The following is a 19,798-nucleotide window of genomic DNA, read 5'->3' as shown; positions in this document are numbered from 1 at the left end:
CCCACTGGGCGAGCGGGCCCCCCGTCGGTAATGCTGGGCGGCGTGACCACCCCGCAAGACCTCGACGACCGGTTCCGGGAGACGCTGGCGGCGCTGCCCGCCGCCGAGCGTCGGCGTGACCCCGCCGACCCGATCACCGACGACGCCCCACTGACCGGCGCGCAGGTGCTCGACCTGTTCGACGCGCAGGTGACCAGCCGGCAACTCGACCTGGCCGGCCGCTGGCTGCGCAGCTTCGGGGAGGGTTTCTACACCATCGGTTCGGCTGGGCACGAGGGCAACGCCGCGGTCGCCGCCGCGCTGCGCCCGACCGATCCGGCGTTGCTGCACTACCGCTCCGGTGCCTTCTACTGCCTCCGTGCCGCCCAGTCCGCCGCCGGTCCAGCGTCGACCAGCGCGCCGGGGCCCGTCGCCGATGCGCCGGTGACCGGTGGCCGGGGCTCGACCGCCGATGCGCCGGTGACCGGTGGCCGGGGCTCGACCGTCGATGCGGCGGCGACCGGTGATCGGGGCTCGACCGTCGATGCGCCGGTGACCGGTGGCCGGGGCTCGACCGTCGATGCGGCGGAGGCCGGCGATCGGGAGCCGAGCACCGGTTCAGCGCCGACCGCCGCCGAGACGACCACCGGTCCCGATCCGTCCGCGCCCGAGCTGGCTCCGACGAGTGTCGGTGGGTTCGCCGTGTACGCGGACGCGGCCCGGGACGTGCTGCGCGGGATGGTCGCCTCCCGCGAGGAGCCGATCGCCGGCGGCCGGCACAAGGTGTTCGGCCGGGCCGACCTGGCCATCGTGCCGACCACCTCCACCATCGCCTCGCACCTGCCTCGTGCGGTCGGGATGGGACTGGCCGTGGAACGGCTGCGCCGGCTGGACAGCGCCGGGCGGCGTACCGGGGCCGGGGTGCGGGTCGGCAGTGGCGCGGGCGACGCACCCGTCCCGTGGCCGCCGGACGCGATAGTGGTCTGCTCGTTCGGCGACGCCTCGGTCAACCACGCCAGCGCCACCGCCGCCTTCAACACCGCCGGGTGGTACGACCACGCCGGGCTGCGCATTCCGGTGCTCTTCGTCTGCGAGGACAACGGGCTGGGCATCAGCGTCCGGTCACCGGAGGGCTGGGTGGAGGCGACGCTGCGGGCCAAGCCGGGCATCCGCTACTTCAGCGCCGACGGGGCCGACCCCGTGCGGACGTACGAGGTGGCTGCCCAGGCCGCGGCCTGGGTACGCCGGAACCGCCGTCCAGCGGTGCTGCACCTGCGCACCGTCCGGCTGATGGGGCACGCCGGGGCGGACGCGGAGTCGGCGTACCGCAGCCCGGCCGAGCTGGCCGAGGACCTGGACCGGGATCCGGTGGCCGCGACCGCGCGCCTGCTCGTCGACGCCGGGGTGGCGACCGGCGAGGAGCTGCTGACCCGGTACGACGAGACCGGCTGGCAGGTCCGCCGGTTGGCCGAGGAGGTGCTGGGGGAGCCGAAGCTGACGTCGGCGGCCGACGTGGTGTCGGCGCTGGCGCCCCGCCGCCCGGTGCGGGTGGCGCGGGCGGTGGCCGACGCCGCGGCGCGGGCCAGCGGGCCGTGCGCGGGCGCCCGGGCGGAGGCGTTCGGCGGCAAGCCGCCGGAGCTGACCGGTCCGATGACCCTCGCGCAGAGCATCAACGCGGCGCTCGCCGACGGGATGCTCGACCACCCGCAGATGGCGGTCTTCGGTGAGGACGTGGCCGCCAAGGGTGGCGTGTACGGGGTGACGAAGGGGCTGCGCGACCGGTTCGGGCCGGCCCGGGTCTTCGACACCCTGCTGGACGAGACGTCGGTGCTGGGGTTGGGGCTGGGCGCGGGGCTGGCCGGGATGCTGCCGGTGCCGGAGATCCAGTACCTGGCGTACCTGCACAACGCCGAGGACCAGCTCCGTGGTGAGGCGGCCACCATGCGGTTCTTCTCGCAGGGGGCGTTCCGCAACCCGATGGTCGTGCGGGTGGCCGGGTTGGCGTACCAGGAGGGGTTCGGCGGGCACTTCCACAACGACAACTCGGTGGCCGTACTCCGGGATGTGCCCGGTCTGGTGGTCGCGGTGCCGGCGCGGCCGGACGACGCCGCGCCCATGCTGCGGACCTGCCTGGCCAGCGCGGCGGTGGACGGCAGCGTGTGCGTGTTCGTGGAGCCGATCGCGCTCTACCACACCCGCGACCTGTACGCCGATGGTGACGGGGAGTGGCTGGCGGGCTATCCCGAGCCGGGGGCGTGGGTCGCCGGGCACGTGCCGGTCGGCCGTGCCCGGGTCTACCAGGTCGGCTCGGCGGACGACCTGACCATCATCACCTTCGGTAACGGGGTGCGGATGTCGCTGCGGGCTGCGGCCGTCCTCGCCGAGGAGGGGGTCGGCACCCGGGTGGTGGACCTGCGCTGGCTGGCCCCGCTGCCGGTGGCCGACATCATCCGGGAGTCTTCGGCGACCGGCCGGGTGCTGGTCGTGGACGAGACGCGCCGCTCCGGCGGGGTCGGCGAGGGGGTGATCGCCGCTCTGGTCGACGCCGGATATGTCGGTGCCGCGCGGCGAGTAGCCGGAGTTGACTCGTTTGTACCATTAGGTCCGGCAGCACGTCATGTTCTGGTCTCCACGGAAGCCATTACCGACGGTGCCCGTACGCTGCTGGCACGGTAAATTCCGTTCCACCCGGTGCGCCACTTGCGCGCAGACCAACAACTGTGTGGACTTTGCCTGACGGCGTCGCACCGACGCCGCGAGCAGGGACGAGATGAGGAGGCACGCGACAGTGAGCGCGACCGCTGGTCAGGCCGCCGACGGGGTACGCAGCCTGGCGGACCGGTTCGGGATCGAACCGGGGATGGTCGTCATGGAGATGGGGTACGACGACGACGTCGACCAGGATCTCCGAGACGCCCTGACCGACCGCTGTGGAGATCTGGTCGACGAGGACACCGACGAGGTGGTCGACGCGGTGCTGGTTTGGTACCGCGACGGCGACGGTGACCTCTTCGAGCTTCTCGTCGATGCCCTCGGCCCGCTGGCCGACAACGGTGTGGTGTGGCTTCTCACCCCGAAGGCGGGGCGTGACGGGCACGTCGAGCCGAGCGAGGTCGCGGAGTCCGCACCCACCGCCGGCCTGCAGCAGACCTCGACCGTGAACGCCGGCCGGGACTGGAGCGGGGCACGACTGGTGCTGCGGCGAGGGGCCAAGGCCAAGAAGTAGCCCGCCTCGCTTCGCACGCCCGGCGGTCCACGCCGCCGGGTGGCAGCCTGGTGCTGTCTCCCTGACCGAGCCGAGGAGGGTCCGCATGCCCGTCGAAGTTGGTGCCGAGGCACCCGACTTCGTACTCAAGGACCAGAACAACCAGGAGGTCCGGCTCTCCGGCTTCCGGGGCAGGCGTGTCGTCCTGCTGGTCTTCCACCCGCTCGCGTTCACCGGCGTCTGTCAGGGTGAGCTGGGCGAGGTGCGCGACAACCTCGCCGAGTACGTGAACGACGACGTCCAGGTGCTGACGGTGAGCGTCGACTCGGTCTACAGCCACAAGGTCTGGGCGGACCGGGAGGGCTACCAGTTCCCCATGCTGGCCGACTTCTGGCCGCACGGCGCAGTCGCCCAGGCGTACGGGGTCTTCAACGACACCGCCGGCTTCGCCAACCGGGGCACCTTCGTCATCGACAAGACCGGCGTGGTCCGCTTCGCCGAGATGAACGGCCCGGGCGAGGCCCGCGACCAGCAGGGCTGGCGCAAGGCCATCGCCGAAGCGACCATCTGACCGGGGTACGCCGTGCGCCCGGGTCGGCGGCGGGCAGGGTAAGCTTGCCAGCCACCGGCCCGCCGTACGGGCGATCCGGGCGCGTAGCTCAGTGGGAGAGCACTCGCCTTACAAGCGAGGGGTCGCAGGTTCGAAACCTGCCGCGCCCACCCTTCACCATGAGGACGACCAGCCCCGTTTCAGAGGGCTACCTGTTCACGAGGTTCCGCAGCGCCGCGATCGCCGCCCCGCCCACGTCTGTTCGACCTTCCCCGCCGGGTACGCGCTGGCCTGCGGCCCCTGTGCCATAGGCTCCTCGCTGTGGTCGGGCTGACCGCTCGCGGTAGGGCTGCCGCCGGTCGCGGGCGGCAGGGGCGACCGAGATGCCGGGTCGGCCATCGGGGTCCTTCGGTGCCGAGCAGGACGGGCCGATGCACCTCGGTCGACGAGCCGCCACGGCGCAGTCGCGGGGCCGCCGGCCCCGCGACCACACCCCGCGTGTTACTTCATGTCGATGGCCATTGCCTCAATCTGGCGGTTCTGCCCGACGGTGCCGGCCACCTGACCGTCGCAACGCTGCCCCTGCCAGCCGAGGTTCTGCACATGGGCCTCGTAGCAGATTCGGTGGATTGCCCCGGTGGCCTTGACCTTGAAGGCCTCCAACTGGAGGTTCCTGCCCATGGTGCCAGCATCCTCGTTGTCGCAGCGTTCTGACTGCCAACCGATGTTCTGCACGTGGGCGGAATAGCAGACGCCGCCCGTGCCGGTGACGGCGAACGCCTCGATCTGTCGATTCTGGCCGGTGGTGCCGGCGATCTGCCCATCGCAATACGGGTAAAGCCAACCGTCGATGTTCTGAAGGTGAACGGCGTAGCAGACGGAGCCCGTCGCGGACAGCGTCGTGCGCCGGTTCACCTCGGCCTGCAGCGCCTGCCGCATTGCCCGAGTCTCGTCATCGGTGACAAAAGATGAATTCGTCGCCGTCTCGTCGGGTACCGCCGCGCTGCTGGCGGTTGCCGGCCAGATCAGCGTCAACGCCACCATTGTGGCCCCGATTGCCTGCTTCGTCCTGTGCAACTTCATAGACACCCCCGTGTGACTTGGTGGTGCGGCATCTGCCGCATCAAATGCGCGAGCAGCCCCGTTCGGATGAAGGCACACCACCCGACGGTCTCGGGAACAGGGCTCTCTCGCAGAGATCAATCTATTCGCATGCGACTGCCTGTGCAAGGTCGGCTCTTGCCCGGTGTGGAGGGGGCCGTGTCGGCGTGGCAGCTCGGCTCCCGGCGGTAATTCCCGCTGAACACCCATTCCTGGCACCGCCATGATCGGCGGGTGCAGGACACCGTCGCCGTCGCGCTCATCACCGCACTGTCCACGTCGGCCGCGGTGGCCGTGACCGGCATGGTCGGGGCGTTCAGTACCCGCCGGCAACGTGCTCATCAGCTCACCCTTTCCCGGCAGGAGAACGTCGAGCGGCGGGCGACCCGCCGGGGCGAACTGCGGCGGGAGGCGTGCTGCTGAACGCGCTGGCCCGGTTGGGGCTGCCCTGGGCGATGACCGCCGCGCTGAAGGGCCTCGACGGCGACCTGCGCCTTGCCGACCTGGCGCAACTGGCACGCCACCTGGAGTCGACGCCGACGGCGCCCTGACCCGCCCGCCGGGTCACGGAGGCGGGTGGCCAGCCAGGGGAGCAGGGCGTCGGCCTGGGCCTGCTGAAACGCGCGAACGGTGGGATGCCCTGCGGTGGTCGAAGCAGCGCCGGCCTGCCGCGGGCTGATCGGTGGGTGGCATGAACGGTCTTGAGGGCGCCAATCCGAAAGAGTTCATCGCAGACTTCTTCACCTCTTTCATGAACGACCTGGTTCGCGGCGACGAGGATCCGGCAGTGGTCGTCGACCGTTACCACACGCCCGACATTGTGCAGGTCGCCGACGGCAACCTGATGGACCGCGCCAAGCTCATCGCACACACCCGTCCGGCGCGCAAGCACCAGACCGGCGCCCGGTGGGAGGTGCACGAGGCGATAGCGGACGGGGATCGGATCGCCGCTCGCTACACCCTGCATTTCCAGACCTCGAAGCGCGAGGGCAGTGTGGAGGTTCACTTCTTCGGTCAGTTCACCGACGACGGGCGGATGCGTCGGGCGCACATGCTCACCCGCTCGGTTCCCGTTCAGGCCGGAGATCAGGGACGCGTGGCGACGTGAGCGTCCGAACCTATCGTGTGGTCGGCATGGCCTGCGGGCACTGCGCAGGCTTCGTCACCGAGGAGATCGAGCGAATCCCCGGGGTCACCGCCGTGGTGGTGGATGTCGAGAACGACACTGTCACGGTGCACAGCGACCGTCTCCTCGACGTCGCCGACGTGCGGGCCACAGTCGAGGAAGCGGGTTACGAATTGCCTGACGCCTGAGGTCCAGCCGAACCAGCCGTCGGAACTCCATTCGTGTCCGCGCGGGATGGACCTCCCTCGGGCGGCTCGTTAGCCTCGATCACCATGACCAACGCAGACGAGCACGGTCACTGCGAGCCACCGATCGCGGGCGACGAGACCGCCACCCTGCTGGGCTCCCTGGAGCGCCAGCGCGCGACCTTCGCGTGGAAGACCGGTGGGCTCGACGCCGACGGTCTGCGGGCGACGCTCGGTCCGTCGTCGATCACCCTGGGCGGGCTGCTCAAGCACCTCGCCCTCGTCGAGAGCTTCTACTTCTCACTGAAGCTGGCCGGGCGCTCGCCCGGCGCCCCTTGGGACACCATCGACTGGGAGGCGAACCCTGGCTGGGACTGGCGGTCAGCCGCCGAGGACACCCCGGAGCAGCTCTACACGCTCTGGCGGGATTCGGTGGCCCGCTCCCGCGCCATCGTGGCCGAGCTACTGACCGACGCCGGACCGGAGCAGTTGGCCCGGGGCGAGTGGCCCGACGGCCGAGTGCCGAGCCTGCGGCGGATCCTCGTCGACCTGATCGAGGAGTACGCCCGGCACGTCGGCCACGCCGACCTGATCCGCGAATCGGTGGACGGGCTCACCGGGGAGGACCCGCCCCGGCCGGCGGCACCACTCACGCCATGATGGGCCGGTGCAGGACACTGTCGCCGTCGCGCTGATCACCTCACTGTCCACGTTGGCCGCCGCCGGCCTGACCGGGTTGGTCGGCGCGCTCAGCACCCGCCGGCAACTGGCCCACCAGCTCACCGTCGCCCGGCAGGAGAGCGTCGAGCGCCGGGCGACGCGCCGGGACGAGCTCCGCCGGGACGCGTACGTCGGGTTCCTGAGCGCCTGCGACCAGGCGTACCGGCAGTTGGACCGGCGGTGGCTCGAAGCTGGCGGGAGTGAGCCGGTGCCCGGCTACGACGAGGCGTACGCGGCGATGCGCGCGGTGGACGAGGCGTACAACCTGGTGTTGTTGGAGGGCCCGGCGGCTGTGGACTCGGTGGCCCGGTCGGTGCTGACCAGCCTCACCCTGGAATACGCCGACCAGCGCCGCTTCCGTGACCAGCCGGGCGACCCGGCGACGCCGCTACGCGAGGGGCACAGGGAGCGGTGGATCGCCGCGATCGAGGCACGGACGAAGCACCGGCTCTCCTTCGTCGACGCGGTACGCCAGGTGTTGGACGGGGGCGAGTGACGCCTCTCACCCACCATCTCGACGCGCCCGCCTGACCCGCCGATCATCGAGCCACAGCGCGATCTGTCGTCGGCTCGCGTACAGCGCCCCCACCGTGACCAGCATGGTGAGGAGAAACGTCCAGAACCAGAACCGCCCGCCCACCCCGCCTGGTGGCTGTGCGTCGCGGACGCGTCCGTTGCGGATCACCTGGTCGGCGACGTCGACGGCGGTCACCTGGTCCGGCGCGGTCAGCACGGTTCGCGGCGCGGTGGCACCGGGCGTCAGCGCCAGCACCCGCACGGTACGCACGCGCTGGTCGCTCGTGGGTGGGTCCGTCTGCTCCTCCAGCGGCAGGTCGGGGGCGGCGGGGTCCGGCAGGTAGGCCGCCACCAGCGCCGACCCGTCCGGGGTCCAGCCGAGCAGCCGGATGGAGACGACCCCGGACACGGCCGGCAGCGCCAGCGGACCGACGTCCCGTCCGCTGGCGGGATCGACCTGGCGCAGGGTCCACCCGGTGTCCGCCCCACGAGTGGCCAGCGTCAGGTTCGTGCCGTCCGGACGCCACGCGCCCTTTCCGGCCAGCCACGTGTCGCCGGGCAGGGCGAACGAGGAGAGTTCCCGGCCGGCCAGGTCGGTCACGGCGACGGTGCGGCCGTACTGGTAGGCGAGCCGACCCGGGGCAGCGGCGATGGTCGAGCCGACGTGCGCCTCCTGAGCGGTGGCGGTCAGCCTGGTCCAGTGATTCCCCGCGAGGGTCACCGCACTCAGCACTGTGGTGTACGTCGCCCCCTCGAAGGCGACCGGCACGTCGTCAGTGACCACCAGCGACCGGCCGTCGGCGGACCAGCCGACAGGTGTGCTCCAGACACTGCGGTCCACGGGCGACGAGAGCCGCTGGGTCCGCCCGGTGACCAAGTCGACGACCTCGACACCCGGGGGATCGTCCTGGACTCCGTCCGGCCGGGCCAGGTACCGGCCGTCGGGGGAGAGGTGCACCGTCCTGCCCGCCACGGACTCACCGCCGATCCGCATGATCCGGTAGCGGTCGGAGTCCGCGTCGATCACGCCGACGACGTTCACGTCGTTCCAGCCGTGCAGACGCGGTGCGGGCCCGTCGAAGACGACCGACGCGGGACCGAGCCGGGGGCGGTCGGTGACGTGCAGCGTGCCGAGCGGCGGCAGGGCGATGTGGTCGGGCAGCGCGGCGTTCGCGGTGGCGGCAGGATCGAGGCCGGGGGTACGGGTCAGCGGCACCACGACGCCGGCCACCGCGAGCAGGACCAACGCCGCCGCGCCGACGCCCACCCGGCGCAGGCGGTTTCGGCGGGCGGTGGCGAGGGCGCGCTCGTACACCGGGTAGGTGGGCACGTCCTCGGCGGCGGAACGCAGAGCGTCGCGGAGCCGGGCGGTCATCGTGTGCTCCTCTCCGCGGTGGCGTCGAGCAGGTCAGGAGCGACCGCTCGGAGTCGGCGCAGCGCGTCGTGGGCGTGGCGTTTGACGGTGCCGACGGAGCAGCCGAGCAGGTCGGCTACCTGCGCTTCGGTGCGGTCCTCGTAGTAGCGCAGCACGATGACGGCCCGTTGGCGGGGGGTGAGGTGGCGCAGCGCGGCGGTGAGGGTGAGCCGCAGGGCGGTGGTGTCGGTGTGGTCGCCGCCGGCCCGTTCGGTGGGCTCGGCTTCGAGTCGTTCGGCGAGGCGTCGGCGTCGCCACCAGGAGACCTGCTGGTGGTACATGACCCGCCGGACGTACGCCTCCGGGTCGCCGTCGCGGATACGTCGCCAGTGGCGGTAGGTGCGCGCCAGGGCGGTCTGCACGAGGTCTTCGGCGAGTTGGTGGTCGCCGGTGAGAAGGTAGGCGGTCCGGGACAGGGCCGGCGAACGCTGCACCACGAACTCGTGGAACGTCTCGGTCATGCCCACCCCCTCGGTGAGAAGAACGCCTCCCGTGCGGCCGATGGTTGAGGACCTATCCTCGCGGTGCGAGCAACAAGGGGAGCGTGAGCGTGGAACTGGCAGGCATTGGTGCGGTGCTGTTCGACATGGATGGCACCCTGGTCGACTCGGACGCGGCCGTCGAGCGGGCCTGGGAGCGGTGGGCGGCCGAGTACGCGGTCGACCCGGCAGCGGCGCTGGCCATCGCGCACGGCAGCCCCGCCGACCGGACCATCCGCCGGCTGTTGCCCGACCTCGACGACCACGCGGTCGCCACCGCGGCGGCACGGCAGCTCGCGTTGCAGTACGACGACCTGTCCGACGTGGTCGCCACCCCCGGAACGCACGAACTCCTGGACGCACTGGCCCGGTTGGGGCTGCCCTGGGCCGTGGTGACCAGCGCCGACGTCCGGCTGGCCCAGGCGCGGCTCGGGGCGGCCGGGATCGTCGCCCCGGTGCTGGTCACTGTCGACGACGTGCGGGTCGGCAAACCGGACCCGGAGGGCTACCTGCGGGCCGCCGCCCTGCTGGGCGTACCCGTGACGCGGTGCCTGGTCGTCGAGGACGCCGAGGTCGGCCTGCGGGCCGGGCGGGCGGCCGGCGCGCTCACCGCCGCGCTGAAGGGACTCGACGGCGACCTGCGCCTGCACGACCTGGCGCAGCTGACGAGACAGTTGGAGTCGGCGCCAACGGCACCCTGACGGGCAGCCGCCTCATCGCGCGTGACGGCGGGTCAGGTGCACGGCGGTCAGGGCGATCACGAGCAGGCTGACGGCGAAGAGCACGGCGTTGAGGGCGACCGTGGGATAGCCGAGTCGGGGCACGTCGAGGAACGGGTAGAGATAGCGGTCCTCACCACCCTTCAGCGCGCCCCGGAGCAGGATGACCGTCAGCCACAACAGCGGATAACCGAGCAGGCCGACCGCGTACGCCGGGCGCAGCGCGACCCGGGGTCGACGGCTGAGCCAGTGGGCGGCGGCCAGCGGCGGTGCCACGACGTGCAGCAGCAGGTTGCCGGCGTCGGAGATCGTCTCTCGGGCGTCGGCGTTCGCCACCATGGCGTAGCGGCTCCACGGGTTGGCCAGCACCAGGACGAAGACCACTGCGGTGCCGACGAGGTAGACGGTGAGCGCGGTACGCAGCCGGTCACCGCCACCGGCCAGCAACACCACCAGGTAGGCCAGGTTGACCTGCACGGTGAAGTAGAAGAGCAGCTCGACGGGCTCGTCACGGGCGGCGACCAGGGCGAGGACCAGCCCGACGGCGACCACCGCCGTGACGCTCACCCGCAGGACCCGGCGGATGTCCCGGCCTGGTTCCGCCGCTGTCACGCCGTCGCCTCCGCTGGGGGCAGTGCCTCGTACAGCCTGACCAGCTCGGCCAGGTAGCGCTCGCCGGACCAGGCCGTCACCGCCGCCCGGCCGTCCTGGATCACATTCGCGCGCAGCTCCCGCTCGGTCAGCAGCCGGGTCAGCAACGCGCCGTACGCCGCCGCTGTGGGTTCGGCGACGGGTCGGGTGGTGCCGGTGCCCTGCCGCTGGGCCAGCGCGGTGTCCACCATGGCCACCGGCAGCCCGTACGCCTCGGCTTCGGAGAGCACCAGACCCTGCGTGTCGGTGGTGGAGGTGAACGCGAGCACGTCCGCCGCCCGGTAGTGGGCGCCGACCCGGTCGTGGGGCACCGGGCGCAGCAGGTGCAGCGCGCCGGCCACCCCGTACCGGTGAGCCACCCGGCGGATCGCGAGCCGGTTCCGTCGGGCACCCAGCAAGACCAGGCGGGCCGTCGGCAACGTCCGGCGGACCTGGCCGAACGCCGCCAGCAGCAGCTCCGGGTTCTTCTCCGGCGTGGCCCGGCCCACCGCGAGCAGCACCGGCGCGTCCGTCGGAATGCCCAGCCGGGCCCGCAGCCGCCGCCGGTCGTCGGCGTCGGGGTGCGGCACGGCGGTCGGGGTCGGCAGGACCACGATCGGGGTACGCCCCGCCATCGCCGCCATCATCGTCGCGGTCTTCGCCGACGGCGCGATCAGGACACTGGTGTGCGCGAGCAGGCACTGCCCGAGTTCCGCCAGTCGGGTCTGCCGGTCAGGGCCGGGGCGCCGGAGCGCCCACAGGTCCCGCGCGCGCCAGCGCAGGCCCAACCGTAGGCCCGCGTACGCGGCCCCGATCGGGATCTCCGGGTAGTGCGCCGCGTACGCGACCAGGTCGGTGTGCCAGGTCAGCACGGTTGGTACGCCCCGCGCGGCGGCCCACCGCAGGCCGGCGACGCCGAGTGGACCGGTGGTGTGCACGTGCACCACGTCGACCGCTGCGTGCGGTGGCCGGGGCAGGGCCAGCCGGTAGGGGCGGGTCGGCATCGCCAGCGAGGGCACCTCGCCCGGTCGGCGGCGACGCCGGAACAGGGGGCCAGGGCAGTGCAGCACGACCCGGTGCCCGGAGGCGCGCAGCAGCGCCACGGTCGTGCCGACCGAGGTCGCCACTCCCTCCGGGTTGTCGAGGTGACTGTCGCTGACGTGGGCGATCCGCACGGCACCATCGTCGCCGGTCCGCGCACCCCGGGCCGTCGCGTCCGGACGGGTGCGGGGGCCGGCTGGCGCATCCGGGGCGGTTCTGCTCCACTGTCCGCTGGCGACGACGAAGGGGAGCCGCGTGGAGTTGACGTTGACGCCGATGACGGCACCGGAGCTGGCCCGGCTGCTGGTGTCGCTGGAGCAGGGGTACGCCGAGGACCTGGTGGCACACCGGGGGATGAGCCCGGAGGCGGCCCGCGAGCGGTCGGTCGAGCAGCTCCGGGAACTGCTGCCGGCGGGCGTGGCGACCGCCGGGGCGCTCCTGCGGGTGGGCCGGGTCGACGACACCGAGGTCGGTTGGATCTGGGTGACCCTGCCGGCCGCGGCCGGCTCACGTCAGGCCTGGATCCACAACATCGACGTGCATCCGGAGCACCAGGGACACGGGTACGCGCGGCGGATGATCCAGCTCATCGAGGTCGAACTCGCCCAACGCGGCGTACCCGAGTTGGGGCTGAACGTCTTCGGGACGAACACCGCGGCGATCGGGCTCTATCGCAGTCTGGGCTTCGAGGTCACCTCGCAGCAGATGGCGAAGCGGATCGACCCGGCGGGTTGAGCCGACCCGGCCCGGGGCGAGCGCAGCGGTTGAGTCGGTGACACGGGCCGGAACGGAGACCCAGGACGGTCCCCCCGGCAGGACTGTTCACCTGCCCAGCGGGAAACCGGCGCGGACCGCACCTGGGGAGGAGCGACGGATGACGCATGGCGGCGGACTGACCATCGGCGTGCTCGGCTCGTACGGGGGGCGAAACCTCGGCGACGAGGCGATCCTGACCGGCCTGCTCACCGATCTGCGCACGCAGGAACCCAACGCCCGGATCATCGTCTTCTCCCGCAACCCGGAGCACACCCGGGCCGCCCACCCGGATGTCGAGGCGGTGCCCTGGGAGGGCGTCAGCCGTACCGACTCCGCGCTGGTGTTGGCCCAGCTCGACCTGCTCATCCTGGGTGGGGGAGGCATCCTCTACGACCGGGAGGCCCGCCGCTACCTGCGGGTGGTCCGGGTCGCCCAGGAGCGCGGCCTGCCGCTGATCACGTACGCGGTGGGGGTGGGTCCGCTCAGCGACGGGGTGGACACCGGCATGGTCCGGGAAACGCTCTCCAGCGCGACCCAGGTGACCGTCCGGGACCAGGAGTCCCGGATGGTGCTGGAGGAGGCCGGCCTGCTGAACCCGATCACGGTCACCGCGGACCCGGCGTTCCTCCTGCAACCGGAGGAGTTCCCGGCCCACCTGCTGGCCGAGGAGGGCGTGCCGGTCGGCAAGCGGTTGGTCGGGATCAGCGTGCGGGAGCCGGGCCGCGCCGCCGAACGCCTCGACGTGGACGGCTACCACCGGCTGCTCGCCCAGATCGGTGACTTCCTGGTGCACCGGATCGACGCGTACGTGCTGTTCGTGCCGATGGAACGCGACGACATCCGGCACTCCCACGGGGTGCTGTCGCACATGGTCGCCGCCGACCGGGGTCGGATCCTGCACGGCACCTACTCGCCGCAGCAGGTGCTCGGGCTGATGCGCCACTTCGACCTGGCCGTCGGCATGCGCCTGCACTTCCTGATCTTCGCGGCGATGGTCGGCACACCGTTCCTGCCCCTGCCGTACGCCGGCAAGGTCTTCGACCTGGCCCAACGGCTCGGCGTGCCGGCCCTGCGCGGCGTGGAGCGGGAGGTCGAGGGCCCGCTGCTGGCCGAGGTCGACCGGTTGTGGGACGAGCGGGAGCAACGCGCCGAGGGCACCGCGCGACGGGTCGCGGAGGTGTGCGACCAGGCGCGGGGCACCTCGGAGGTCACCCGGGGCGTGTTGGAGAGCCTGCGTAGCCAGACCCTCACCCGGGTCTGAGCCGGGGCGGTCACACCGCCGGGCCGGTCCACCGGTAGCGCCACTCGCGGGCCTCCTCGCGGGCGGTCTCCAACTCGTAGATCTGCGCCTCGGCCAGCCCACCCGGGCCGACATGGTGATGGGTGAGCGGGGGGCGGCCGTTGCTGTCCAGCTCGACGGTGATGGTCTGCCCGTCCGCCGTGCCGCCGACGAGAGGGATCTGCACGGTTGAAGCCATGCGCCCATCCTGCCCGTCGTGCCGCCGGTCCGCAGCGGATAGCGGGGCAGCGGCTGCCCCGCTCCGTGGTTAGGGTCGGCGGATGGAGCAGACGATCGATCCATCGCTCGGTCCGGTGCTCGCCCGCACCGGCGACGAGCGCGCCGTGCTGAGCTCGTTCCTCGATTTCCACCGTGGGGTGCTGCTGCGCAAGCTGCGCGGTCTCTCCGACGCCGACGCCAGCCGCCGGCTGGTGCCCTCGGCCACCACGCTCGCCGGGCTGGTCAAGCACCTGACCCTGGTCGAGCGGAACTGGTTCCCGACCCTGCTGGCACCCGAGCCCGGCGACGTCTACCTGAACTCGGAAGAGGACGCGGTGGCGAGCTTCACCCTGGGCGACCAGGACACCGTTGCCGCGCTCGTCGAGGCGTACGAGCGGGCCTGCGCCCGATCCCGGGAGGTCGCCGCGAGCTTCGACCTCGACCATGTGGTGCCGCACCCGCAGCTCGGTGAGGTGTCGCTGCGCTGGATTCTGGTGCACCTGATCGAGGAGACGGCCCGGCACGCGGGTCACGCGGACATCCTGCGCGAGTTGACCGACGGCGAGTGCGGCGCGATCTGAGCCCCGGCCCGCACGTCGTCGGCCGGGCGGCGTGGCGTCAACCGGTGGGCAGCAGGCCCGGCGGGTACTCCATCCCGTCATGCGTGCAGGCCGCAGCGGCGACCCGCGCCGCGTACCGGGCCGCCTCCGCCAGCGGTTCGCCACGCAGCCGGCCGGCGATCAGCCCGGCCGCGAAGGCGTCGCCCGCTCCGTTGCTGTCGACCACCGGCCCTGGTGGGGTGGCGGGTGGCACCGGCACCGCCGTGCCGTCGCCCCGGAACAGCTCGGCGCCGTCCGCGCCCCGGGTCACCACCACCGTTCGGGGGCCCAGCCTGCCGGCGAGCGACGCGGCCCGGTCGCCCAGCCGCACCCCGCTCACCAGAACCAGGTCGGCGACCTCGGCGAACGGCCGATGGTAGGTGTTCTCGCCGTCCCAGTCGTGCAGGTCGGTGGAGAGCGTCACACCCGCCGCAACGGCAGCCCGTACCGCGGGCAGCAGCGGCACCGCCCAATCCATGATCGAGAGATGTACGTGCCGGGCGTCGCGAACCAGCGCGGCCAACTCCGGGGCGGGAAACGGTGCGGCGCCCTGCCACGGGCGCGGGTCGTACAGCGACGTGCGTCGCCCGTCCGGATCGACCAGGTTCACCGAGCGACGGGTGCCGCCCCGGTGATCGGCCAGCACCGCCGGGACCCCGGCCCGGGCCAGCGCCGCCCGGACCAGCTCACCGGCCGAGTCCGCGCCGAGGGTGTCGACCACCTGCACCCGTAGGCCGAGCGCCCGGGCGGCCAGCGCCACCCCGGCACCGGTGTTGCCGATCCGCAACTCGATCGGCTCGACCGTGTGGGAGTCAGCGGCCGGCAGCGGCAGTGCCGGCACCCGCACCCGCACATCCACCCCGAGCCCGCCAAGCACCAGCAGATCGACCACGCCACCGACGCTAGCCCGATACCGCGCCCGCCTCCAGACCCCGCGATCTTGTACTTTCCGTGGCGACACAATGGGCACTCTCCGCCGAACACCGACACGAACTGCAAGATCGCGCAGGTGGCGTCGGTCTGGGTGCGGCAGGGCGGCCTATCCTGGGCCGGGGCGGCGACGAGGGGGAGCAGGTGCTGGTCATCCACGGGCTGTGGTTGCCCGGCGACGGCTCAACTGGCGGCGGCTTCGCCGTCTGGGCCGAGGACAGCGCCGCGCCGATTCCCCGGGCACGCCCGGGCCGGCCGGCCCGAGACCGCCCACACCCCTTCGCCGCCGGGCACGGCGACCTGGCCGCCGTTCTCGCCGACGCCGCCGAGCCGACCCGGCTGGACACCGCGCTGCTCACCCTGCCCACCCTGGCGGGCGCGCCGACCGACTCACCCGAGCTGATCCGGACGACCGTCGCACCCGGGGCCCGCGGCCGGCTCACCCTGGCCGGGTGGCGGGTCCCCGTCCTGGTGTACGCCCCGGACGACGCGCTGTCGCTGCTCCGGGCCCTGGACGATCTCCCGGCGGTGCCCGGAGCCACAGTGCGGCACTTCGCCGAGTTGGCCGACTTCGCCGCCGACCTGGTGACCCGTGGCCGCGTGCTCCCCGGCGTCCGTACCACGGCGAGCGACCAGACGATCGACGCTGGGGGGCAGGTGTCCGCGCAGGCCATCTGGCGTCCGCTGCTGACCGGCACGGACGCCGCCTGGGCGCGGTCGCTGGCGCTGGCCCTGCCACCCGCCGCCCGAGCCACCGTCGTGCCCGCCGCCGCTGTGGTGCCCACGCGCGCCGCCTCTCTGCCGCCTGCCGCCGCTTCCTCGGCCGGCGTGACCGCCGAGCTGACGGCCGCCGCTGTGCTGCCCACGCCTGCCGCCGCTTCCTCGGCCGGCGTGACCGCCGAGCTGACGGCCGCCGCGCTGGTCGCGGATGCGCTCGACGCCTTGACCGACGCCGCCGCGCGGGCGGCGTTGGCGACCACCACGCTGGCGCGAGGGCTGCGACCGGGTGGGCCGGCACCAGCCTGGTTGGCCGCGCTCGCCGGCCCGCAGCGGGACTTCACCCTCGACCCGGCTGGATTGGCCACCCTGCACGCCGAGCTGGACGCCTGGCAGCGCGACGCCGCCGGTGGCCCGGTCCGGGCCAGTTTTCGCCTGGTGGAGCCGGCCCCCGACGAGGTCACCGAACCGATCCTGGCCACCCGGCCGCAGCCCGCCACCGCGCCGCAGCCGGGCGACAGCACGCCGGTGCCGGCCGAGTCGATCGGTGCCGGGCGTTGGCGGTTGGAGTTCGGTCTGCAGGCCGCCGACGAGCCCGGCCTGCACGTCGACGCCGGGCAGGTCTGGCGGGCACCGCACACGCTCGGTGGCCTGACCGGGCGTACGACCAGCCCACAGGAGACACTGCTCGCCGAGCTGGGGCGGGCCAGCCGCCTCTGGCCGGACCTGGACGCCGCGTTGCGTACCGCCGCGCCGGAGGTGATGGAACTCGACGTCGAGGGGGCACACCGGTTCCTCAGCGAGGGCGCCCCGGTGCTGCACGCGGCCGGGTTCGGGGTGCTGCTGCCGTCCTGGTGGCAGCGCCCGTCGGCCCGGCTCGGTGCCCGCCTGCGCGCCCGTAGCCGCACCGCGCCGGGCACGGTGAGTGGCGCTGAGGCGGGTGTCGGTCTGGACGCCCTGGTGGACTACCGCTGGGAGATCGCACTCGGCGACCAGCCGCTGTCGGCCGAGGAGTTGGCGGCGCTGGCCGAGATGAAGACCCCGCTGGTGCGGCTGCGTGGCCGGTGGGTGGAGCTGGATCCGGGACGGCTCGCCGCCGGTCTGCGCCTGCTCCGCTCCTCCGGTGAGTTGAGCGTCGCCGACCTGCTCCGCCTCGGGCTGGCCGACGGCGAGGCCACCGGTGCGCTGCCGGTGTTGGAGGTGACCGCCGACGGGGCGCTGGGCGACCTGCTCGCCGGTGCCGTCGAACGCCGGCTCACGCCGCTGGAGCCGCCGCCGAGCTTCCAGGGGACGCTGCGGCCGTACCAGCAGCGGGGGTTGGCCTGGCTGGCCTTCCTGCGCTCGCTCGGGCTGGGTGGCGTGCTCGCCGACGACATGGGGCTGGGTAAGACCGTGCAGCTGCTCGCGCTGCTCGCCGGGGACCCACCGGAGTCCGGCCCGACCCTGCTGGTCTGTCCGATGTCGTTGGTCGGCAACTGGCAGCGGGAGGCGGCGCGGTTCACGCCGACGTTGCGGGTGCACGTACACCATGGGGCGGAGCGGGCGCGGGGAGCGGAGTTCGCCGCGGCCGCGCACGGCGCGGACCTGGTCCTCACCACCTACTCGGTGGCCGCCCGCGACGCCGCCGACCTGGCCGGCATCGACTGGCACCGGGTGGTGGTGGACGAGGCGCAGGCGATCAAGAACGCGTCCACCCGGCAGGCCGAGGCGGTCCGCGCGTTGCCGGCCCGGCAGCGGGTGGCGGTGACCGGTACGCCGGTGGAGAACCGGCTCGCCGACCTCTGGTCGATCATGCAGTTCGCCAACCCGGGCCTGCTCGGGCCGGCGGCGACGTTCCGCAAGCGGTTCGCCGAGCCGATCGAGCGCAACGGCGACGCCGAGGCCGCCGAGCGGCTACGGCGGATCACCGGCCCGTTCGTGCTGCGCCGGCTCAAGACCGACTCGTCGATCATCGCGGACCTGCCGGAGAAGCTGGAGATGGAGGTGCTCTGCAACCTCACCGCCGAGCAGGCCGCCCTGTACCGCGTGGTGGTGGATGACATGCTCGCCCGGATCGAGACCAGCGACGGCATCGAACGACGTGGCCTGGTGCTGGCCACCATGACCCGGCTCAAGCAGGTCTGCAACCACCCCGCCCAGTTGCTGCGCGACGGTTCGGCGTTGGAGGGGCGTTCCGGCAAGCTGGCCCGGCTGACCGAGATCCTGGAGGAGGTGCTGGCGGCGGGGGAGCGGGCGCTGCTGTTCACCCAGTACGCCGAGTTCGGTGCGATGTTGCGCGGCCACCTGTCGGCGCGGTTCGGCCGGGAGGTGCTGTTCCTGCACGGTGGGCTCGGGAAGGCCGAGCGGGACGCCATGGTGCAGCGCTTCCAGTCGGCGGACGGTCCGCCGCTGTTCGTCCTCTCCCTGAAGGCCGGCGGCACGGGCCTCACCCTGACCGCGGCCAACCACGTGGTGCACGTGGACCGGTGGTGGAACCCGGCGGTGGAGGACCAGGCCACCGACCGGGCGTTCCGGATCGGGCAGCGCCGCCGGGTGCAGGTCCGCAAGTTCGTCTGCGCCGGCACGGTCGAGGAGAAGGTCGCCGCGATGATCAACGACAAGCGCGCCCTCGCCCAGCGGGTGGTGGGCACCGGCGAGCAGTGGATCACCGAGCTGTCCACCGGCCAGTTGCGGGAGTTGTTCGCCCTGGAGGCCGGGTCGGTGGTGGAGTGAGCGAGCCCAGCGCCGGTGTGGGCACCGACCGGTTCGCCGACTACGGGCGCCCCCGCCGGGTCGACGGGGGTCTGCGGGCGCGCAGCGCCCGGGGTGCCATCGGGCGCTCCTGGTGGTCCCGGCGCTTCCTGGAGGTGCTGGAGTCGTTCGCGCTGGGCACCCGGTTGACCCGTGGCCGCTCGTACGCACGAGCCGGCCAGGTGCTGTCGCTCGACATCGCACCCGGCCGGGTCAGCGCGGTGGTGCAGGGTTCCCGACCGAAGCCGTACCAGGTGTCCATCGCGCTGCGGCCGTTCCCGGACGCGCTCTGGTCCCGAATCGAGCAGGAGCTGGCCGGGCAGGCGTTCTTCAGCGCCCGGCTGCTCGCCGGAGACCTCCCCGACGAGTTGGAGGAGCTGTTCGCCGCCGCCGGCGCGCCGCTGTTTCCGGCCGGCGTGGACGAGCTGACCCAGCGGTGCAACTGCCCCGACTTCGCGGTCCCGTGCAAGCACCTCGCGGCGACGTTCTATCTGCTGGCCGAGGCGTTCGACGCGGATCCGTTCGAGTTGCTGCACTGGCGTGGTCGGTCCCGCGCGGAGCTGCTGGACGAGCTGCGCGCCCGGCGGGTGGAGGCCACCGGCGCGGTCGCGCTACCCGAGACGGTCGATGCACCGTCCGAACCGGACGGTGACCAGTCGGCGGTGGCCCCGGTCGGCGCGTCCCGCGCGCTCGTCGGGCTCCCGACGACACCGCTACCGGAGGCGGCAGACCGGTTCTGGCTGCCGCCGGTGCCGTTGCCGGATCGGCCACCTCGACTGGTGACCGGCCCCGACCTGCTGCTACGCCAGCTTGGCGCGCCGGCCCCCGCCATCGGAGGGCCCGGACTGCTCGAACGGCTACGTCGCGCGTACCGGGCGTTCGGCCCGGACGACCGGTGAGCCG

At 72.9% G+C, this 19,798-nt stretch carries 22 protein-coding genes and 1 tRNA gene; 16 read left to right on the top strand and 7 right to left on the bottom strand.

Annotation, left to right across the window (positions count from 1 at the left end; all coding sequences use genetic code 11):
• The first annotated feature begins 30 nt into the window (after positions 1 to 30).
• The 4 genes from O7614_RS25520 to O7614_RS25505 all read left to right on the top strand — a co-directional run bounded on the left by O7614_RS25520 (position 31) and on the right by O7614_RS25505 (position 3,904).
• Positions 31 to 2,655, top strand: coding sequence for a thiamine pyrophosphate-dependent enzyme (locus O7614_RS25520; protein WP_278140974.1), 2,625 nt, complete (start codon positions 31 to 33; stop codon positions 2,653 to 2,655).
• A gap of 112 nt (positions 2,656 to 2,767) precedes the next feature.
• Entirely contained in the window at positions 2,768 to 3,205 is a 438-nt protein-coding gene (locus tag O7614_RS25515) for a DUF3052 domain-containing protein (protein ID WP_007463483.1), read from the top strand.
• Positions 3,206 to 3,290: 85 nt separating this feature from the next.
• Positions 3,291 to 3,755, top strand: a complete 465-nt coding sequence (locus O7614_RS25510) for a peroxiredoxin (protein ID WP_278140973.1) — start codon at positions 3,291 to 3,293, stop codon at positions 3,753 to 3,755.
• A gap of 77 nt (positions 3,756 to 3,832) precedes the next feature.
• A tRNA-Val gene (locus O7614_RS25505) sits at positions 3,833 to 3,904 on the top strand.
• 331 nt (positions 3,905 to 4,235) lie between these two features.
• On the opposite strand, the gene O7614_RS25500 is transcribed toward O7614_RS25505, so the two are convergent.
• Positions 4,236 to 4,769, bottom strand: a complete 534-nt coding sequence (locus O7614_RS25500) for a hypothetical protein (RefSeq protein ID WP_278140972.1) — start codon at positions 4,767 to 4,769, stop codon at positions 4,236 to 4,238.
• A gap of 300 nt (positions 4,770 to 5,069) precedes the next feature.
• Between O7614_RS25500 and O7614_RS25495 the strand changes: the two genes are divergently transcribed.
• The 6 genes from O7614_RS25495 to O7614_RS25470 all read left to right on the top strand — a co-directional run bounded on the left by O7614_RS25495 (position 5,070) and on the right by O7614_RS25470 (position 7,362).
• Entirely contained in the window at positions 5,070 to 5,258 is a 189-nt protein-coding gene (locus O7614_RS25495) for a hypothetical protein (RefSeq protein ID WP_278140971.1), read from the top strand.
• The gene (locus O7614_RS25490) at positions 5,249 to 5,386 is read left to right on the top strand and encodes a hypothetical protein (RefSeq protein WP_278140970.1); all 138 of its coding nucleotides are present in this window, start codon (positions 5,249 to 5,251) and stop codon (positions 5,384 to 5,386) included. The genes O7614_RS25495 and O7614_RS25490 overlap by 10 nt, the downstream gene beginning before the upstream one ends.
• 140 nt (positions 5,387 to 5,526) lie before the next feature.
• Positions 5,527 to 5,943 (top strand): nuclear transport factor 2 family protein, encoded by a 417-nt coding sequence (locus tag O7614_RS25485; protein WP_278140969.1) that lies wholly within the window; start codon positions 5,527 to 5,529, stop codon positions 5,941 to 5,943.
• On the top strand, positions 5,940 to 6,149 hold the full coding sequence (locus O7614_RS25480) for a heavy metal-associated domain-containing protein (protein ID WP_278140968.1): 210 nt from the start codon (positions 5,940 to 5,942) through the stop codon (positions 6,147 to 6,149). Before O7614_RS25485 ends, O7614_RS25480 begins: the two co-directional genes overlap by 4 nt.
• Before the next feature lie 84 nt (positions 6,150 to 6,233).
• A complete protein-coding gene (locus O7614_RS25475; RefSeq protein WP_278140967.1) occupies positions 6,234 to 6,806 on the top strand; it encodes a DinB family protein in 573 nt (190 codons plus the stop codon).
• 7 nt (positions 6,807 to 6,813) lie between these two features.
• Positions 6,814 to 7,362, top strand: a complete 549-nt coding sequence (locus O7614_RS25470; protein WP_278140966.1) for a hypothetical protein — start codon at positions 6,814 to 6,816, stop codon at positions 7,360 to 7,362.
• A gap of 6 nt (positions 7,363 to 7,368) precedes the next feature.
• Here the strand turns inward: O7614_RS25470 and O7614_RS25465 are convergent, their stop codons facing one another.
• Positions 7,369 to 8,757, bottom strand: coding sequence for a hypothetical protein (locus O7614_RS25465; protein WP_278140965.1), 1,389 nt, complete (start codon positions 8,755 to 8,757; stop codon positions 7,369 to 7,371).
• Positions 8,754 to 9,257: a SigE family RNA polymerase sigma factor gene (locus O7614_RS25460; protein WP_278140964.1), complete on the bottom strand. Its 504-nt coding sequence runs from the start codon at positions 9,255 to 9,257 to the stop codon at positions 8,754 to 8,756. The genes O7614_RS25465 and O7614_RS25460 overlap by 4 nt, the downstream gene beginning before the upstream one ends.
• Before the next feature lie 89 nt (positions 9,258 to 9,346).
• Between O7614_RS25460 and O7614_RS25455 the strand changes: the two genes are divergently transcribed.
• Positions 9,347 to 9,976: an HAD-IA family hydrolase gene (locus O7614_RS25455; RefSeq protein ID WP_278140963.1), complete on the top strand. Its 630-nt coding sequence runs from the start codon at positions 9,347 to 9,349 to the stop codon at positions 9,974 to 9,976.
• 12 nt (positions 9,977 to 9,988) lie between these two features.
• Here O7614_RS25455 and O7614_RS25450 read toward each other — a convergent pair whose 3' ends face one another.
• A complete protein-coding gene (locus O7614_RS25450) occupies positions 9,989 to 10,606 on the bottom strand; it encodes a Pr6Pr family membrane protein (protein WP_278140962.1) in 618 nt (205 codons plus the stop codon).
• Positions 10,603 to 11,799, bottom strand: coding sequence for a glycosyltransferase (locus O7614_RS25445; protein WP_278140961.1), 1,197 nt, complete (start codon positions 11,797 to 11,799; stop codon positions 10,603 to 10,605). Before O7614_RS25445 ends, O7614_RS25450 begins: the two co-directional genes overlap by 4 nt.
• Positions 11,800 to 11,920: 121 nt before the next feature.
• Here O7614_RS25445 and O7614_RS25440 point away from each other — a divergent pair, with 121 nt between their 5' ends.
• Together O7614_RS25440 and O7614_RS25435 are read left to right on the top strand one after the other, a co-directional pair.
• Positions 11,921 to 12,400, top strand: a complete 480-nt coding sequence (locus O7614_RS25440) for an N-acetyltransferase (protein ID WP_278140960.1) — start codon at positions 11,921 to 11,923, stop codon at positions 12,398 to 12,400.
• Between the two features lie 139 nt (positions 12,401 to 12,539).
• Positions 12,540 to 13,682, top strand: coding sequence for a polysaccharide pyruvyl transferase family protein (locus tag O7614_RS25435; RefSeq protein WP_278140959.1), 1,143 nt, complete (start codon positions 12,540 to 12,542; stop codon positions 13,680 to 13,682).
• 10 nt (positions 13,683 to 13,692) lie between these two features.
• On the opposite strand, the gene O7614_RS25430 is transcribed toward O7614_RS25435, so the two are convergent.
• Positions 13,693 to 13,899: a hypothetical protein gene (locus O7614_RS25430; protein ID WP_278140958.1), complete on the bottom strand. Its 207-nt coding sequence runs from the start codon at positions 13,897 to 13,899 to the stop codon at positions 13,693 to 13,695.
• 82 nt (positions 13,900 to 13,981) lie between these two features.
• Between O7614_RS25430 and O7614_RS25425 the strand changes: the two genes are divergently transcribed.
• On the top strand, positions 13,982 to 14,500 hold the full coding sequence (locus O7614_RS25425) for a DinB family protein (protein ID WP_278140957.1): 519 nt from the start codon (positions 13,982 to 13,984) through the stop codon (positions 14,498 to 14,500).
• A 37-nt stretch (positions 14,501 to 14,537) separates the two neighbouring features.
• Here O7614_RS25425 and O7614_RS25420 read toward each other — a convergent pair whose 3' ends face one another.
• Entirely contained in the window at positions 14,538 to 15,410 is an 873-nt protein-coding gene (locus O7614_RS25420) for a carbohydrate kinase family protein (RefSeq protein WP_278140956.1), read from the bottom strand.
• A gap of 182 nt (positions 15,411 to 15,592) precedes the next feature.
• On the opposite strand from O7614_RS25420, the gene O7614_RS25415 reads away from it, so the two are divergent.
• On the top strand, positions 15,593 to 18,877 hold the full coding sequence (locus O7614_RS25415; protein ID WP_278140955.1) for a DEAD/DEAH box helicase: 3,285 nt from the start codon (positions 15,593 to 15,595) through the stop codon (positions 18,875 to 18,877).
• Positions 18,874 to 19,794 (top strand): SWIM zinc finger family protein, encoded by a 921-nt coding sequence (locus O7614_RS25410; protein ID WP_278140954.1) that lies wholly within the window; start codon positions 18,874 to 18,876, stop codon positions 19,792 to 19,794. Before O7614_RS25415 ends, O7614_RS25410 begins: the two co-directional genes overlap by 4 nt.
• Positions 19,795 to 19,798: the final 4 nt, after the last annotated feature.

This window comes from Micromonospora sp. WMMD961, from assembly GCF_029626145.1.
Classification (GTDB): Bacteria; Actinomycetota; Actinomycetes; order Mycobacteriales; family Micromonosporaceae; genus Micromonospora.
The sequence above is the reverse complement of the archived record's forward strand: the minus strand, read 5'-3'. Positions and strand labels throughout refer to the sequence as shown.

Excerpts from the sequence above, each read along its gene's own strand:
- O7614_RS25510 (WP_278140973.1), top strand. The coding sequence starts at position 3,291 with ATGCCCGTCGAAGTTGGTGCCGAGGCACCCGACTTCGTACTCAAGGAC.
- O7614_RS25425 (WP_278140957.1), top strand. The coding sequence starts at position 13,982 with ATGGAGCAGACGATCGATCCATCGCTCGGTCCGGTGCTCGCCCGCACC.
- O7614_RS25435 (WP_278140959.1), top strand. The coding sequence starts at position 12,540 with ATGACGCATGGCGGCGGACTGACCATCGGCGTGCTCGGCTCGTACGGG.
- O7614_RS25465 (WP_278140965.1), bottom strand. The coding sequence starts at position 8,757 with ATGACCGCCCGGCTCCGCGACGCTCTGCGTTCCGCCGCCGAGGACGTG.
- O7614_RS25460 (WP_278140964.1), bottom strand. The coding sequence starts at position 9,257 with ATGACCGAGACGTTCCACGAGTTCGTGGTGCAGCGTTCGCCGGCCCTG.
- O7614_RS25475 (WP_278140967.1), top strand. The coding sequence starts at position 6,234 with ATGACCAACGCAGACGAGCACGGTCACTGCGAGCCACCGATCGCGGGC.
- O7614_RS25520 (WP_278140974.1), top strand. The coding sequence starts at position 31 with ATGCTGGGCGGCGTGACCACCCCGCAAGACCTCGACGACCGGTTCCGG.
- O7614_RS25485 (WP_278140969.1), top strand. The coding sequence starts at position 5,527 with ATGAACGGTCTTGAGGGCGCCAATCCGAAAGAGTTCATCGCAGACTTC.
- O7614_RS25430 (WP_278140958.1), bottom strand. The coding sequence starts at position 13,899 with ATGGCTTCAACCGTGCAGATCCCTCTCGTCGGCGGCACGGCGGACGGG.